This window comes from Longimicrobiaceae bacterium (assembly GCA_035936415.1).
GTDB lineage: Bacteria > Gemmatimonadota > Gemmatimonadetes > Longimicrobiales > Longimicrobiaceae > JAFAYN01.
On the sequence record DASYWD010000206.1, the window covers coordinates 1 to 14,881 of the forward strand.

Annotated in this window: 11 protein-coding genes; 6 read left to right on the forward strand and 5 right to left on the reverse strand. The window is 72.3% G+C overall.

What is annotated here, in order from left to right; all coding sequences use genetic code 11:
* From selA to VGR37_08060, 6 genes are all read left to right on the forward strand, one after another.
* The coding region (gene selA / locus VGR37_08035; GenBank protein HEV2147339.1) for an L-seryl-tRNA(Sec) selenium transferase at positions 1-1,217 on the forward strand (1,217 nt) is incomplete at its 5' end.
* 4 nt (positions 1,218-1,221) lie between these two features.
* A complete protein-coding gene (gene selB, locus VGR37_08040; GenBank protein HEV2147340.1) occupies positions 1,222-3,090 on the forward strand; it encodes a selenocysteine-specific translation elongation factor in 1,869 nt (622 codons plus the stop codon).
* A 103-nt stretch (positions 3,091-3,193) separates the two neighbouring features.
* Entirely contained in the window at positions 3,194-3,598 is a 405-nt protein-coding gene (locus tag VGR37_08045; protein HEV2147341.1) for a BlaI/MecI/CopY family transcriptional regulator, read from the forward strand.
* The gene (locus VGR37_08050) at positions 3,595-5,856 is read left to right on the forward strand and encodes a HEAT repeat domain-containing protein (protein ID HEV2147342.1); all 2,262 of its coding nucleotides are present in this window, start codon (positions 3,595-3,597) and stop codon (positions 5,854-5,856) included. Before VGR37_08045 ends, VGR37_08050 begins: the two co-directional genes overlap by 4 nt.
* Before the next feature lie 38 nt (positions 5,857-5,894).
* Positions 5,895-7,259, forward strand: a complete 1,365-nt coding sequence (locus VGR37_08055) for an amidohydrolase family protein (protein HEV2147343.1) — start codon at positions 5,895-5,897, stop codon at positions 7,257-7,259.
* Between the two features lie 287 nt (positions 7,260-7,546).
* Positions 7,547-9,865 carry a DUF5916 domain-containing protein gene (locus VGR37_08060; protein HEV2147344.1) on the forward strand — a complete coding sequence of 773 codons (2,319 nt, stop codon included), beginning with the start codon at positions 7,547-7,549 and terminating at the stop codon, positions 9,863-9,865.
* 75 nt (positions 9,866-9,940) lie between these two features.
* Here VGR37_08060 and VGR37_08065 read toward each other — a convergent pair whose 3' ends face one another.
* The 5 genes from VGR37_08065 to VGR37_08085 form a co-directional block, all read right to left on the reverse strand.
* Positions 9,941-12,457 carry an ATP-binding protein gene (locus VGR37_08065; GenBank protein HEV2147345.1) on the reverse strand — a complete coding sequence of 839 codons (2,517 nt, stop codon included), beginning with the start codon at positions 12,455-12,457 and terminating at the stop codon, positions 9,941-9,943.
* Positions 12,458-12,611: 154 nt separating this feature from the next.
* Positions 12,612-13,676, reverse strand: coding sequence for a selenide, water dikinase SelD (selD, locus tag VGR37_08070; GenBank protein HEV2147346.1), 1,065 nt, complete (start codon positions 13,674-13,676; stop codon positions 12,612-12,614).
* A gap of 40 nt (positions 13,677-13,716) precedes the next feature.
* Entirely contained in the window at positions 13,717-13,914 is a 198-nt protein-coding gene (locus tag VGR37_08075; GenBank protein HEV2147347.1) for a hypothetical protein, read from the reverse strand.
* Between the two features lie 117 nt (positions 13,915-14,031).
* Positions 14,032-14,553, reverse strand: a complete 522-nt coding sequence (locus tag VGR37_08080) for a glycine/sarcosine/betaine reductase selenoprotein B family protein (GenBank protein ID HEV2147348.1) — start codon at positions 14,551-14,553, stop codon at positions 14,032-14,034.
* The coding region (locus VGR37_08085; GenBank protein HEV2147349.1) for a hypothetical protein at positions 14,537-14,881 on the reverse strand (345 nt) is incomplete at its 5' end. The genes VGR37_08080 and VGR37_08085, both read right to left, overlap by 17 nt.

Below are 14,881 nucleotides of genomic sequence, written 5' to 3' on the forward strand. Positions count from 1 at the left end.
GCGTCGTGCTGGCGTGCGTCCGCGAGGCGGAGTCGCTGCGGCGGCCCTTCCCGCGCCGGGTGGTCAACGGCACCGGCGTGCTGGTCCACACCAACCTGGGGCGCGCCCCGCTGGGCGAGCTGGTCGAGCGGCTGGACACCCGCGCGCTGGCCGGCTACTCCGACCTGGAGTGGGACGCGGGCACCGGCGGGCGCGGCAGCCGCGACCTGGCGCTGCAGCGGCAGCTCCGGCTCCTGACCGGGGCCGAGGCGGCGCTGGTGGTGAACAACTGCGCGAGCGCGCTCTTCCTCGCCCTCAACACCCTGGCGGCGGACCGGGAGGTGCTGGTCAGCCGGTCCGAGCTGGTGGAGATCGGGGGGAGCTTCCGGGTGCCGGAGATCATGGAGGCCAGCGGGTGCCGCCTGCGCGAGGTGGGCACCACCAACCGGACGCGCCTGGACGACTTCGAGCGCCATGCCCGCCCCGGCGCCTCGGTGCTGCTCAAGGTGCACCAGTCCAACTTCGTGCAGCGCGGGTTCGTGGAGCAGGTGGGGGTGGAGGAGCTGGTCGCGCTGGGGCGGAGGCTCGCCGTCCCGGTGGTGGAGGACAACGGCTCGGGGCTGGTGGGGATGGAGGAGGTCGCCACGCTCGCGGACGAGCCGCGGGTGGTGGAGAGCCTCCGCAGGGGGGTGGACGTGGTCTGCTGCAGCGCGGACAAGCTCTTCGGCGGCGTGCAGGCGGGGATCCTGCTCGGCGGCGCGGAGCGGCTGGAGGCCATGCGGAAGAACCCGCTCTACCGCGTGCTCCGGCTGGACAAGGTCCGGATGGCGCTCCTGGACGCCACGCTCAAGCAGCACCTCGCCGGGCGCGCCGCCGAGCTCCCCCTCTGGCGCCTCTTCCACGCAGACATCGTCGAGCTGGCGGCGCGCATCGAACGGCTCCGCCTCCCGGGCCCGGAGACGCGCTGGGCGTCGTGCCGGCGCGTGCCCCTGCGCGGCACGCTGGGCGGGGGCACGAACCCGGAGGCGGACTTCGAGAGCCTGGGGCTGGAGCTGGTGCACCGCGACCTCGCGGCGGAGGGGGTGAGGCGGCGCTTCGCGGCGCGGGAGGTCCCCGTGGTGGGGTACGTGAAGCAGGACCGCTTCCACCTGGACCTCCGCACGGTGCTCCCCGACGACCTCCCGGAGCTGCAGCGGGCGCTGGACGAGCTGGGCGCCTCGGCCGGCGCGGAGGGGTGACCCGGTGCGGCTGATCGGGACGGCGGGGCACATCGACCACGGCAAGTCCACCCTGGTGCACGCCCTGGCGGGGATCCACCCGTCGCGCCTCCCGGAGGAGCACGCCCGGGGGATGACCATCGACCTGGGCTACGCGTACCTGGAGCACCCGGCCGGGTACCGGCTGGGGATCGTGGACGTGCCGGGGCACGAGAAGCTGGTCCGCAACATGGTCGCCGGCGCGACCGGCTTCGAGCTGGCGCTCTGGGTGGTGGACGCGCGCGAGAGCGTGATGCCGCAGTCGCTGGAGCACCTCCAGATCCTGGACCTGCTGGGCGTCCGCTCGCTCGTCCCCGTGCTCACCAAGGCCGACCTGGCGACGGACGAGCAGGTGGAGGTGGCCCGGCGCGACGTGGAGGCGCTGCTCGGACGCGTGGGGATCCCCGTGCAGCCGGCGCACGTGGTGGACGGCGTGAGCGGGCGCGGGATCGCGGAGCTGAAGGCGGCGATCCTCGCCTCCTGCGGCGAAGAGGGAGAGTCGGGCGGAGGGGAGCACCCCTACCTCCCCGTCGACCGGGTGTTCAGCCTCCGGGGGATCGGCACGGTGGTTACCGGGACGCTGGTGCGCGGGCGGCTGGCGGAGGGGGACCACGTGGCGCTCTCGTCGCTCCCCGGGAGCTGGCGGGCGCGCTCGCTGAACAACCACCACGCGCGGGTGGGGGAGATCGGGGCGGGGCACCGGGTGGGGATCAACCTGGCCGGCGTGGAGGCCGGGGCCGTGCGCCGGGGCGACACGCTGACGGCGCCGGGGCATCCCTTCGCCGGGCGCTTCCTGAACGTCCGGCTGCGGTGGGTGGAGGGGGCGCCGCGGGAGTGGAAGCACGGCGCGCGCCTGCTCTTCTACGCCGGGTGCAGCGAGACCGAGTGCCGCCTCTGGGGGGTGGAGCGGGACGGGGAAGGGGGGTGGGGGCAGGTGGAGCTCCCCCGGGAGGCCTGCTTCTTCCCCGGCCAGCACTTCATCCTGCGCGGCACCACCCCGCTCGCCACCGTCGGCGGGGGGACGGTGCTGGACCTGTCGCCCGACCGTCCCCGCCGCGTCACCCCCGCCGAGCGGACGGCGTACGAGCTGCGCGAGCGCGGGGAGCCCTGGCTGGGCGCCTACCTCGCCGCCACCGGGGCCCCCGCGCTGGACGTCTCCACCCTGGCCCGCCGCTGGATGGTGCCGGAAGGGGAGCTCCGGGGCCAGGCGGAGAGCGGGCCGGAGCTGCGGACCGCGGGATCGCTGGTCTGGCGCGCGGAAGCGGGGGCGGAGCTGCTGGAGCGGCTCCGCGGCTTCGTCGCGCGCCAGCCGCGCGGCGAGCAGTCGGTGCCCTTCGTCCGGCTGGGGCGCGAGCTGGGCGCGCGGTCGCCGCACCTGGGGCCGCTGCTGGGAAGCCTGCTGGAGCTGGACGATCCGGCGGCGGCGTTCCTCCGGGCCCACGCGCGGCTGGAGAAGGGCGGCCTCGTGCTCCACCCGGGGAGCGTCTTCTTCACCCCGGAGGAGCAGCGCATCGCCGACCGCCTCCTGGAGCGCCTGCGGACGGAGGGGCTGCGGCCGTCGCGGATCCGGGCGTACGGGGAGCTGCACCCGGGGCGTCCGGAGGTGGTGGAGCGCGTCGTCTCCCGGCTGCGCCAGGCGGGGCGGGTGGTCCCGGTCAGCGCGGACCTCGTGCTGCACCCCGATGCCGCGGAGGAGCTGCGGGAGGCGCCGGCCCGGCACGGCCTGGACGGGGTGCGCGCGGCGGAGTTCGGCCGGGCGCTGGGGCTCTCCCGCAAGTACGGCATTCCCTACCTGGAGTACCTGAACGAGGTGGGGATCCTCCGCCGCGAGGGCGACCTGCACTACCGGGCCTGAGGGGGCGGTCTTCCCCCGCCCGCGGCGCGGCAGGAGCGAGACGCTTGCATATCTAATACAGCTGTATTACACTCCTGTAAGCGACCTTCACCGGGATACCGAGATGACCTATTCGTTGACGGAGCTCCAGCTCGCCATCATGGACGTCCTGTGGAACAGGGACGAGGCCACGGTCGTCGAAGTGCACGACGAGCTGCGCGGGACACGGCGCGTCGCGCAGTCCACGATCGCCACCCTCCTCTCCCGCCTGGAGGACAAGGGCGTCGTCTCGCACCGCAGCGAGGAACGCCAGTACGTCTACCGCGCCACGGTGAGCCGGGAGCAGGTCCGGCGCTCGGTGGTCAGCGAGTTCTCCGAGCTGACGGAGCGGCTCTTCTCGGGCGACGTCGCGGGCCTGGTCAGCCAGCTCCTCAGCACCCGCGACGCCCGCCCGGAGGACCTGGCCCGCGCCCGCGAGATCATCGAGCGGAAAGAACGGGAGCTCCGGGAGCAGGAGGAGAGCCAGTGAGCGTTCCTCCCGTCCTCATCGGCTGGATCGTCACGTACGCGCTGCACAGCACGATCCTGCTGGGCTTCGTCCTGCTCGTCAGCCGCCGCGTGGATAGCGACGCGTGGCGCGAGACCCTCTGGAAGACGGCGCTCCTGGGAGGCCTGCTCACCGCCACGTTCCAGACCGCGGCAGGATACACCCCGCTCGTGGGGCGGTGGGCGATCGAGAACGATGCCGCGGCCTCTCCCGCCACGCCGTCCGTGGCCGGACCGGCCGACCGGCCGGAGGAGCGCGGCCCGGAACGGCGCGGGGACGCATCCGGGGGGGGTCCGGTGAGCCGGGCCGGAGGCGCGGCAGCGGACGAGAGGACCGGAGCCGCGCCCCCGGCCATCTCCACTCCCGCAGCGCAGGGCCCCCGGGCCGCCGCCCCGGAGCGGGGGATCCCCTGGGTCCCTCTCCTGGGGGGGGTCTGGATGGCGGTTGCGGGGCTGCTTCTCGGCCGGCTCGTCCTCCAGCACGTGTGGCTGTTCCGCGCTCTCGCGGACCGGAAGCCGATCACGGAGGGCCCGCTGCCCGGGATGCTGTCCGCGCTCCGCCGGCACGCGGGCTTCTGGGCGCCCGTCCGCCTCACCGTTTCGGCCGCGTGCCCCACGCCGATCGCCCTCGGCCGATCGGAGGTCTGCGTCCCGGAGCGGTTCCTGACGGAGCTGGAGGCGGAGCAGCAGCGGACCGCGCTCGCCCACGAGCTGGCGCACCTGCAGCGGAGCGACCCGGTGTGGCAGCTCTCGGCGGGGATCATCGAGTCCGTCTTCTTCTTCCAGCCGCTGAACCGCGTGGCCCGGCAGCACCTCCGCGACGCGGCCGAGAACCTCTGCGACGACCGGGCGGTCCGGCTCACCGGGTCGGCGCTGGGCCTGGCGCGCTGTCTCACGAACATCGCCTCGTGGGTGAGCCCCACCACGATTCCCGAAGCCACCCTGGCCATGGCCGAAGGCGGCTCGCCGCTCCTGCGGCGGGTCGAGCGCCTCGCCGAATGGAGAGAGCCCCCCATGTATGCAGCGCAATTCCGCTCCCTCGCCTCGGCGGGCCTGCTGGCCCTCGTCGCCCTGGTGGCACCGGCCGTTTCGCAGAGCGCGCAGCCCGCCGACCCGCCGGCATCCGCCTCTCGGGCCGCGGCCGCCCGGCCCGGCAGTCCCTCCGGGGCGCGCGACTCCGTGATCGTCCACCCCGACCCTTCGGCCCCCCTCGCCGCCCGGTGGCAGTGGGCGCTGGACCAGGAGCTCCCGGGCGGGTTCTGGATCGCCTGGGGAGGGGAAGGCGGCGTGCGCACGCGCGACGGGGGCACGAGCCGCGTGGTGGTGCTCAACGGAAGTCACATGGTCATCGACGGGGACGGCGCGATCTCCAGCAACAGCCCGGGACCCGGCAGCCACACCCCCGACGCGCCCTCGCTGCGTGAGATCCTCCCCGGAGCGGTGCCCCCCGTGGCGTTCGTCTTCGGCTTCGCGGGGGAGGGGAACCACTCGGAAGACGTGGACTGGATCCGTCTGCGCTCCGCCGGTGCGCCGCTCGACCTCGGCGGCCGTCCACTGGTGTGGCTGGGGCCGGCGAGCACGCCGGAGAGCCTCGCCCAGCTCCGCCGCCTCCACGCCGCCCTCCGGGATCCGGCGCTGAGGAAGGAGGTCGCCGCCGCCTTCTCCCTCCACGAGGGGCAGCGGGAGGTCGTCCGGGCGGTGCGTGAGACGGTGGGTTCGGAGGAGAGCGCGACGGTGCGGGCGGAGGCCGTGCAGTGGCTCCCGAGGGGGCAGTCCGGGGGGGCGGAGATGATCGAGCTGCTCACGCAGGTGGCCCTCACCGATCCCTCCCCGCGGGTGCGCGACGAGGCCGTCTCCGCGCTCGGGCAGATCGGCTCGCCCGAGGCCAGGGCGGTGCTGATGCGGCTGGCCCGCACGGCCCCGCACGCGGACGTGCGGCGCGAGGCGATCGACCACCTCGGGGACAGCGAGCTGCTGCGACAGCTCGTCCGCGACGCCCCCGAAGACGTGCGCGGAGAGGCCGTCGAGGCGCTCGCGAGCGAGGGGTCCGAGCAGATCGTCCCGGCCCTGGTCACGGTTGCGTTCGAGGATCCCGCGGACGCGGTGAGGAGAGAGGCTGTGGACGCGCTCGCCCTCCTCCCGTTCGACAGCGCCCGCCGCGCCCTGCTGAGGATCGTGAACACCCACCCCGACCCGAAGATCCGCGCGGAGGCGGTGCAGGCGCTGGCCCGGCGCGACTGATCCCTGCAGTGCGCAGTCCTTCATCCACGGGGACCCACATGAGACGGTTCTGCTCGGCCCTGCTTCTCCTTCTCATCGCCGCCTGCGCGCCCGCCCCGGCAGGCATTCCGGCTGCGGAGCCCGGTCCCACCATCGCCTTCGTCCACGTGAACGTCGTGCCGATGACTCGCGACACGGTGCTGGACGACATGACGGTCGTCGTACGCGGCGAGCGGATCGTGGCGATCGGCGACGCGCGCCGGACGCCGGTTCCGCCGGGCGCGCAGGTGATCGAAGGGCGCGGCCGGTACCTGATCCCGGGGCTGGTGGACACGCACGTCCACCTCTCCAACCGTGCCGACATCGACACCGTGCTCGTGGCCGTCCTCCTGGCGAAGGGGGTGACTGGCGCGGTGGATCTTGGGGGGATGGGGCTCCCAGGCGACTCCGCCAGGCTGCGCCTGCGCGACGCCATCCGCGCCGGCCGGCGCGCCGGTCCCACGCTGTACCTGGCGCGGGCGCAGGTGAACGATTCCACCCTCACGCACGAGGGGGGCGCGCGGAGGGTGGAGGAGGACCACGCGGCCGGCTACGACCTGATGAAGGTCTACAACAAGCTGTCCGTGGCGGGCTACCGCGGCGTCATGCTGCGCGCCCACCAGCTGGGGATGCCGGTCGTGGGGCACGTGGTCCGCTCGGCGGGGCTGGAGGGCACCCTGGGCTCGGGCCAGCGGGGGATCGTCCACCTGGAAGAGTACCTGTACGAGTACTTCGGATTCCGCAGCACGGACACGCTGGAGGCACAGGGGGAGAAGCTCGACACCGCGGCCATCCCCTACCTGGTGCGGATCACGGCCGACGCCGGGACGTACGTCACCCCCACGCTGACCACCTACGAGGGGTTCATCGCCCACGCCGAGGACCTGGAGCGGGAGCTCGCCCGCCCGGAGGTGGGCTACATCCCTGCCGCCCTCTACAACGGGAACTGGACTCCGGAAAGGAACCGGCGCGCCCAGCAGTTCTCCGATCAGCGGCGGCTGAAGCACCTGCGCGCGGGGCTCGACTACCAGCGGCGCATGTTCGTTTCCATGCACCGGGCGGGCGTCCCGCTGCTGGTGGGCACCGATGCGCCGGTCCCCGGCGCCGTCCCCGGGTTCTCGATGCACGACGAGCTGGAGAACTTCGTCGAGCTCGGCCTCTCGCCGTACGAGGCGCTGGCCGCCGCCACCCGCACCCCGGCCGCCTACCTGGGGAGGGACGACTTCGGGACGGTGGAGGTGGGGAAGCGTGCGGACCTGCTCCTTCTCGAAGCCAACCCCCTGGACGACATCAGGAACACGCAGCGGATCATGGGAGTGATGGCGCGCGGACGGTGGTTCGACGCCCCCGACCTGCAGGATCTGCTCGCGCGTAGCGCCAGATAGGAGATCGCCCCACCATCACCGTCCAGGAGAAGAAAGCCATGTTAAACCGGTTTGGCAGCGTATATTGCGCCATTGCGTTTGTTTGCGCATGGGTCGGCCCGGGTACGGCCCAGGTCGCGACGGATTCCGCGCGCGGCGGGGCGCACGTCCTCCGGGCGGCTCCGCTGGAAGGGGCGGTCGAGATCGACGGTCGGCTCGGGGAGCCCGCCTGGGAGGGAGCGCCCGTGGCCGCCGGGTTCGTCCAGCGGGTACCCCATCCGGGCACCCCCGCCACGGGGAGGACCGAAGTGCGCGTCCTGTATGGCAGGGATGCGCTCTACGTGGCGGCGCGGCTCTACGGGAACCCCGACTCCATCGTGGCCCAGCTCGCCCGGCGGGACGCCTCCGGCATCTACTCCGACTGGTTCACCCTGCTCCTGGACAGCGACGACGACAACCGCACGGCGTTCGCCTTCGGCGTGAACCCCCGCGAGGTGAAGCGGGACTACGTGCTCTCCGAGAACGGAGGACGGGACTTCTCCTGGGACGCGGTCTGGGAGGCCCGGACCCACGTCGACTCGCTCGGCTGGACGGCGGAGCTGCGCATCCCGCTGTCGCAGCTCCGCTTCCGCCCGGGCGCGGAGGCATGGGGCGTGAACTTCCAGCGCGAGGTCGCCCGCCGGGAGGAGACCTCCTTCTGGGCACCCATCCCGCCCGACGCGCCGGGGTTCGTGTCCCGCTTCGGCGCGCTCACCGGCCTCTCCGCGCTCACGCCGCCCAGGCGGCTCGAGGTGGAGCCATACGTCGTCTCCCGGGCAACGCGCGCTCCCGCGGAGCCGGAAAACCCGTTCTACTCGCCCAACCAGCTCTCCTCCTCCGCGGGAGCGGACTTCCGGTACGGCGTGTCCTCCAGCCTGACCCTCACCGGGACCGTGAACCCGGACTTCGGGCAGGTGGAGGCAGACCCGGCCGTCGTCAACCTGACGGCATTCGAGACCCGCTTTCCCGAGCGGCGGCCGTTCTTCATCGAGGGCGCGGAGATCTTCGAGTTCGAGCTCGGCGGCGGGGGCGACCTTTTCTACTCCCGCCGGATCGGCGCCCCGCCTCACGGCACGGTCCCCCGGGGCGCGGTGTTCCGCGACGTGCCGGAGCGGACCACCATCCTGGGTGCGGCAAAGCTCTCCGGGAAGACGGCGAACGGATGGTCGGTGGGGCTGCTGGACGCCCTGACCTCGGGAGAGGAGGCGCTCTACGCCACTCCGGACGGGGTGACGCGGCGCGCACCGGTGGAGCCGCTCACCAACTTCGGTGTGGCGCGGGTGATCCGTGACTTCCGCCAGGGGAGGAGTGCGCTGGGGGCGATCCTCACGACCACCCACCGCCGGCTGGAGGAGGGAGACAGGCTCGGCTTCCTCCCCTCCGCCGCCTACGCCGCGGGGCTGGATGGGAGGCACCGCTTCGGGGGAGGCAACTACGAGCTGATGGGATACGCCGTCGGAAGCCACCTGCGAGGTGGCACGGAGGCGATCCGGCTGGTGCAGCTCGAGCCCGGCCACTACTTCCAGCGCCCGGATGCGGGGCACCTGGAAGTCGATCCGGAGCTGACGTCGCTGTCCGGCTACATCGCGAACGTGGAGGTGAGCAAGATCGGCGGCGGCCACTGGCGTGGCGAGCTGGGGGTCCGCGTCATCTCGCCGGGGTTCGAAGTGGACGACCTGGGGTTCCAGCAGCAGGCGGATCTGCTGCGGGAATACGGCGGTGTGCAGTACGTCCAGTTCCGGCCGGGCCCGATCTTCCGCCGCTGGAGCGCCAGGGCCTTCCAGAACGTGCACTGGACGTTCGGGGGCGAGCGGGTGGAAAGCTTCGGGGTGGTGGGTGGCGACTTCCAGCTCCACAGCTACTGGGGAGGGAGCGCCGCCATCGAGCGCGAGTTCTCCGCGCTCTCCACCTCGGCGCTGCGGGGCGGGCCGGCCCTGCGAGTTCCCGGGAGGACGCGGCTCCGGCTGGGCATCTACAGCGATCAGCGCAGGCCGGTCAGCGGGTCCGTTTCCGGCACTGTGGCTCTGCAGGACGAGGCCGGCGGCCGGTTCCTGGGCCTGGGCCCGTCGCTCGCGCTGCGTCCCTCCCCCCGGGTGGAGCTCTCCCTCCAGCCGTCCATGTCATGGAATCGCGACCCGGCCCAGTACGTGACCCGGCGGGAGGCGGAGGGAGAAACCCGCTACCTCTTCGCCCCCCTGGAGCAGACCACGACCGCGCTGACCGCCCGACTCTCGTACACCTTCCGGCCCGACCTCACGCTCCAGTTTTATGCCCAGCCGTTCATCAGCGCCCTCGACTACTCCGGGTTCAGGGAAGTCGCCGACCCGCGCGCCGCCGCCTTCCGGGACCGCTTCCGGCCTGCATCCGTCGACCTGGACCCCGACTTCAACTTCAAGCAGTTCCGATCCAACGCGGTCCTGCGATGGGAGTACCGTCCCGGATCGACGCTGTTCGTGGTCTGGAACTCGGGGCTGAGGGACGTCCGCAGGGAGGGCACGTTCGATCTGTCCCGCGACCTGGACCGGCTCTTCGGGGCCGAGGGGACGAACGTGCTGCTGGTGAAGCTCAGCTACTGGTTCGGGCTGTGAGAGGGTGAGCGGGACTGTGCTGGTTGCGGGTCAAACTGCGTCTCGTCCGCCCGGGGGACGCGAAGGGGACCTGTACTACCCGGCCCGAGGGCGGCCCGTCCGCAGCGGGAGACGGAGCGTGAAGGTGCTCCCCTCCCCCGGTGCGCTCTCGACCTCCAGCTCGCCCTGCAGGAGGCGGGCGAGCTGGAGGGCGATCGCGAGCCCCAGCCCCGTGCCCTCGCTGGTGCGGGTGTACGACTGGTCCACCTGCCGGAACGGCTCGAAGATCATCTGCAGGTGCTCGGCGTGGATCCCCCGTCCGGTGTCGTGAACGCGGAAGAGGACGTGAGCGTCGGCGACGCTCACGTCCAGCTCCACTCTGCCGGTGTCCGTGAACTTCACCGCGTTGCCCAGCAGGTTGAGGAGGATGCGCCGCAGCTTCCCCGCGTCGGTCTCCAGGTGGAGCGGACCGCCGGGGAGCCGCGCGACGCACTCCACGCCCTTGCGCCCGGCCGCGGGGCAGACCGCAGCGAGCGAGTCTCTGGCGACCTCCACCACGTCCGCCTCCTGCGCCCGGACCTCCTCCGCCCCCGCCTCGGCGCGGGAGTAGGTGAGGATCTGGTCAATGATCTCCGTCAGGTTCCAGGCGCTCTGCCTGATCCGTCCGATGTGCTGCTCCTGCCCGTCGTTCAGCGGCCCCGCGATCCTGCTCTCCAGGATGTCGGCGTAGCCGATGACCGCCGTGAGCGGGGTCCTCAGCTCGTGGCTCATCACCGCCATGAACTCGCTCTTGGCCCGGCTCGCGGCTTCCGCCTCGCGCCGACGCTGGACCAGCTCCGCGGCGAGCGCCTCCAGGTTCCCGTCCCGGCTCTCCAGCTCGCCCTGCAGGAGGTCGCGGGCCCGCTTGACCCGGACCAGGTTGGTGGCGCGCGCCTTCACCTCCTCGGCCGAAAAGGGCTTCACCACGTAGTCCTGCGCGCCCTCGCGCAGCAGCTGGATCCGGAGGAGGTCGTCGGCCTTCGCGGAGAGGACCAGGATCGGCACCCCGTCCAGCCCGCCGTGTGCGCGGATCCGGGTGATCATCTCGTTGCCGCTCATCCCGGGCATCATGAGGTCGCTCACGATGAGATCCGGTCGGAGCGCGAGCGCCTTCTCCAGCCCCTCGCGCCCATCGAAGGCGGTGGCGACGCGAAAGTCCTCCGAGAGGGTCTCCGCGAGGAAGCGGTTCATCTCGGGATTGTCTTCCACCACGAGGACGAACGGCTGGCCGAGGTCCGCGCGAAGCGCCGCCGGCCGGAGTGCGAGCGGCCGGAGCTCCTCGATCGCGCCCTGGAGCGACGCCGACGCACCGGGCGCCGGAGCGGCCTCCCCCGTGCTCCGGACCCTCGTCCCCTCGGGCGCCCGGAGGGGCACCTCCACGAGGAAGAGCGCGCCGCCGCCCGGTGCGTCGGTCACGCCGATGGTGCCCCCGTGCAGCTCGACGAAGTCCCGGGCGATCGCCAGCCCCAGCCCCGTGCCGCCGAACTGCCGGTTCGCGCCGCCGTCGCCCTGCCGGAAGCGCTCGAAGATCCCCTGGCGCAGCTCCGGCCGGATCCCGGGTCCGCTGTCCTGGACGGAGATCAGCGCCTGCCCGCGGTCGGTGGGGCGAAGGGCGCATCTCACCCGCCCGCCGTCGGGCGTGAACTTGAAGGCATTGGAGAGGAGGTTGAGAAGGACACGCTCCAGCTTCTCCGGGTCCACCTGGGCCGGGAGGTGCTCCGGGGTGTCCACCACGAAAGAGATCTGCCGCTGGGGAGCCAGCGCGTCGAAGTGCCCGGCGACCATGCGCACCAGCGTGGCCAGGTCCAGCTCCGCGCACTCGAGCGTCATCTTCCCCGCGTCGAGCTTCGCCAGGTCGAGGAGGTCGTTGACGTGCTTGAGCAGCATGGAGGCGTTGCGGCGGATCACCCCCAGGTCGCGCCGCTGCAGGTCGGTGAGGTTGGCACCCTCGGAGAGGATCTTCTCCGCGGGTCCCATGATGAGGGCCAGCGGGGTTCTCAGCTCGTGGCTGACGTTGGCGAAGAACTGGCTCTTGATCTCGTCCAGCTCCCGGATGCGCTCCAGGAGATCCTCCAGCTCCTGGTTCTTGCGGGCGACCTCGGCCTCGGCCCGCTTCTTCTCGGTGATGTTGCGACCCTCGGGGAGCAGGAAGACGACCTCGCCCTCCGTGTCCCTGACCGGGATCATCGAAAAGTCGATGACGATCGTCTCGCTCCCCGCCGCCCCCCCGTAGACCTCGACGTCGTAGCGGATGAACTCGCCCCGCGCGGCGCGCACGACCGCCGCCATCAGCTTCTCCTGGGTGGCCCGGGAGACCGTCCACCAGTGCGCCTCCCAGAAGGGCTTGCCCGCGATGTCCTCCAGCCGGATCCCCCCGCCCTCCAGCGCGGCCCGGTTCACCTCCAGGAGCGTCCCCTGCACGTCCAGCAGAGCCACGAACTGGTACATCTCGTCGAGAACGATCCGGGCGAGCTTCTCCCGGTGCCGCTGCACCGAATCGTCGGCGCGCAGCTCGACCTGGCGCACCCGCAGCGTGGCGCTCTCGCGGAAGAGGTGGGCGTTGCTGGTAGTCATGCGTTCGTCCAGGCTGCGGAGGAATCACCGGGGTGCAGCGGCCGATCCCGCTGCTCAGGGGCTCTGCCAGGAGAAGGAACTCACAAGGATAGGCAGACCCATGCTCCGCAACAACCTCCCGGGGCCCTCAGGATGCCCGGCCACCGCGCTCCGGTCAGACCACGCGCACCAGGGGCTCCCCGGCCGGCCCCAGCACCCCGAAGGGCGCCAGCTCCAGCCCGCGCGCCCGGGTGAGGCGCAGGAGCTCCTCCCTTCCCGCCGGCTCCACCGCCACCAGCAGCCCGCCGCTGGTCTGCGGATCACAGAGCACCGCCCTCTGCTCTCCGGTCATCGGTCCCACCTTCTCCCCGTAGCTCTCGAAGTTGCGCTTCGTCCCGCCAGGGAGCGTCCCCCGCTCCAGGTAGAACGGCAGCGCGTCCAGCCGCGGCACCGCCTCCCAGCGGATCTCCGCGCCGAGGCCGCTCCCCTCGCACAGCTCGATCAGGTGCCCCAGGAGCCCGAAGCCGGTCACGTCGGTAAAGGTCGCCACCGCGTCGAGGCGCGCCAGCTCGGGGCCGAGGTCGTTCAGCGTGAGCATCAGCTCGCGCGCCGCGGCGAAGTCCTCGTCGCGGAGAATCCCCCTCTTCTGCGCCGTCGTCAGGATCCCGATCCCGAGCGGCTTGGTCAGGTAGAGCTCGCACCCCGCTCTCGCCTGCGTGTTGGTGCGGACCTCCGCGCGGCGCCCGGTGCCGGTCACGGCCAGCCCGAAGATGGGCTCCGGCGCGTCGATGCTGTGCCCGCCGGCCAGCACGATCCCGGCGCGCCCGCACGCCGCGCCTGCCCCCCGCAGCACCTCGCCCGCGACGGAGGCGTCCAGCCGGTCCAGCGGCCATCCCAGGATGGCGAGCGCCATGATCGGCGTTCCCCCCATCGCGTACACGTCGCTGATGGCGTTGACCGCCGCGATCGCCCCGAAGTCGAAGGGGTCGTCCACGATGGGCATGAAGAAGTCGGTGGTGCTGATGACCACGCGCTCGTCGTCCAGGGCGTAGACCGCGGCGTCGTCGCGGGCGCCGTGGCCCACCAGGAGGCGCGGGTCGCCCGCCTGGGGCGGCATGGCGGCCAGGATGCGGCTCAGCGTGGCGGGGGCGATCTTGCACCCGCAGCCCGCGCCGTGGGAGTACTCGGTGAGGCGGACCGGGCGGGGATGGTCGGCCGGGTGGACGGGCTCGCTCTGCAAGGCACGGCTCCGGTGTGGAGGACGGGGCGGGGGCCCCGGATCACTTCCGGAGCCCCAGCCGACGCTCGATCTCGATCCCTTCCTTCCTCGCCTGCACCCAGGTGTAGGGGAACTCGCGGATCTCGCCGCTCCGCTCCGCGTGCACCAGGTGGTCGAGGCACTCCAGGACGATCCGCCGCTGCAGTTCGCGGTGGAACGGCACCCCGAAGTGGTGCCCCATCATGAAGGGGAGGAACACCGCCCTCGGCGGCTTCGCGTGCTCGGTGACGTCACGCGCGACCGTGGGGGAGACGGTGGGAATCCCTCGCTGCTCTAAAGCGCGCTGGACCAGCGCGATGCTCTGGTGGCAGATGGGTCAGGCAGGCGCCGCGAGCGCGATGTCCGCCCCCTCCTCCGAGATGGCCGTCGCGATGTCCTCCGCGAGCGTCCGCTCCAGCCGCTCGGGGTCCATGTTGTAGCCGATGAAGGTGTAGAAGTTCTCCGTGAGCCCCCCGATCACGCCCTCGTCGGCCAGCTCCCGCAGCCGCTCGATAGGGAAGATCACGTTGAGGTCGCGGTTGGCGCCCGCGGTGGGGTACTTGAGCTGGTGGATCTCCAGCTCCTCCACCCGCGAGGACGACGGCACGCGCCGGAAGGTGTAGTCCCCCACCGGGTGCACCGTGTCGAAGGGGAGCGATCCCCGGGGCTGCACGCCCGAGGTGCTGACGAACACCAGGCGGCACTCCGAGAGCGGCTTGCGCACCGGCGCCAGCGGGACGAAGTCCGCCTTGTCGATCATGGAGCCCGGGTAGCGCTCGTTCACCGTGTCCCAGAGCCCCGGGCGGAGCTGCGCCACCGGCTGCGGCACGCCGCCTCCCGGGTCAGAGGTTTCCGTCATGGATCCATTCTCCTGAGCGTTGCACGAAGTAGAAGTGCAGGTGGAAGAAGAGGTGCGCCAGGGTGGCCGGGTCGTGCGTGCGGATCGTCTCCAGGATGAACTCGCGGTCGGTGGGCGGCACGTCCAGCAGCGGCTTGAGCGCCTCCGCCCACGCCTTGTCGATCTCCTTCCGCCCCGCCTCCTCGTTCCCGTCGCCGAAGTGGAGCCGCACGTAGCGGACCAGCTTCTCCCGGTCTCCCGCGGTCACGGCCTCCTTGAGGTACTGCAGCGACATCGGTGGGTCCTCCCGTGGGTGGTCCTCGTCCGCGCGGTCCCGGCCGCCGGGGCG

Coding starts and splice junctions, on each gene's coding strand:
- VGR37_08080 (HEV2147348.1), bottom strand. CDS start 14,553: ATGACGGAAACCTCTGACCCGGGAGGCGGCGTGCCGCAGCCGGTGGCG.
- VGR37_08045 (HEV2147341.1), top strand. CDS start 3,194: ATGACCTATTCGTTGACGGAGCTCCAGCTCGCCATCATGGACGTCCTG.
- VGR37_08065 (HEV2147345.1), bottom strand. CDS start 12,457: ATGACTACCAGCAACGCCCACCTCTTCCGCGAGAGCGCCACGCTGCGG.
- VGR37_08055 (HEV2147343.1), top strand. CDS start 5,895: ATGAGACGGTTCTGCTCGGCCCTGCTTCTCCTTCTCATCGCCGCCTGC.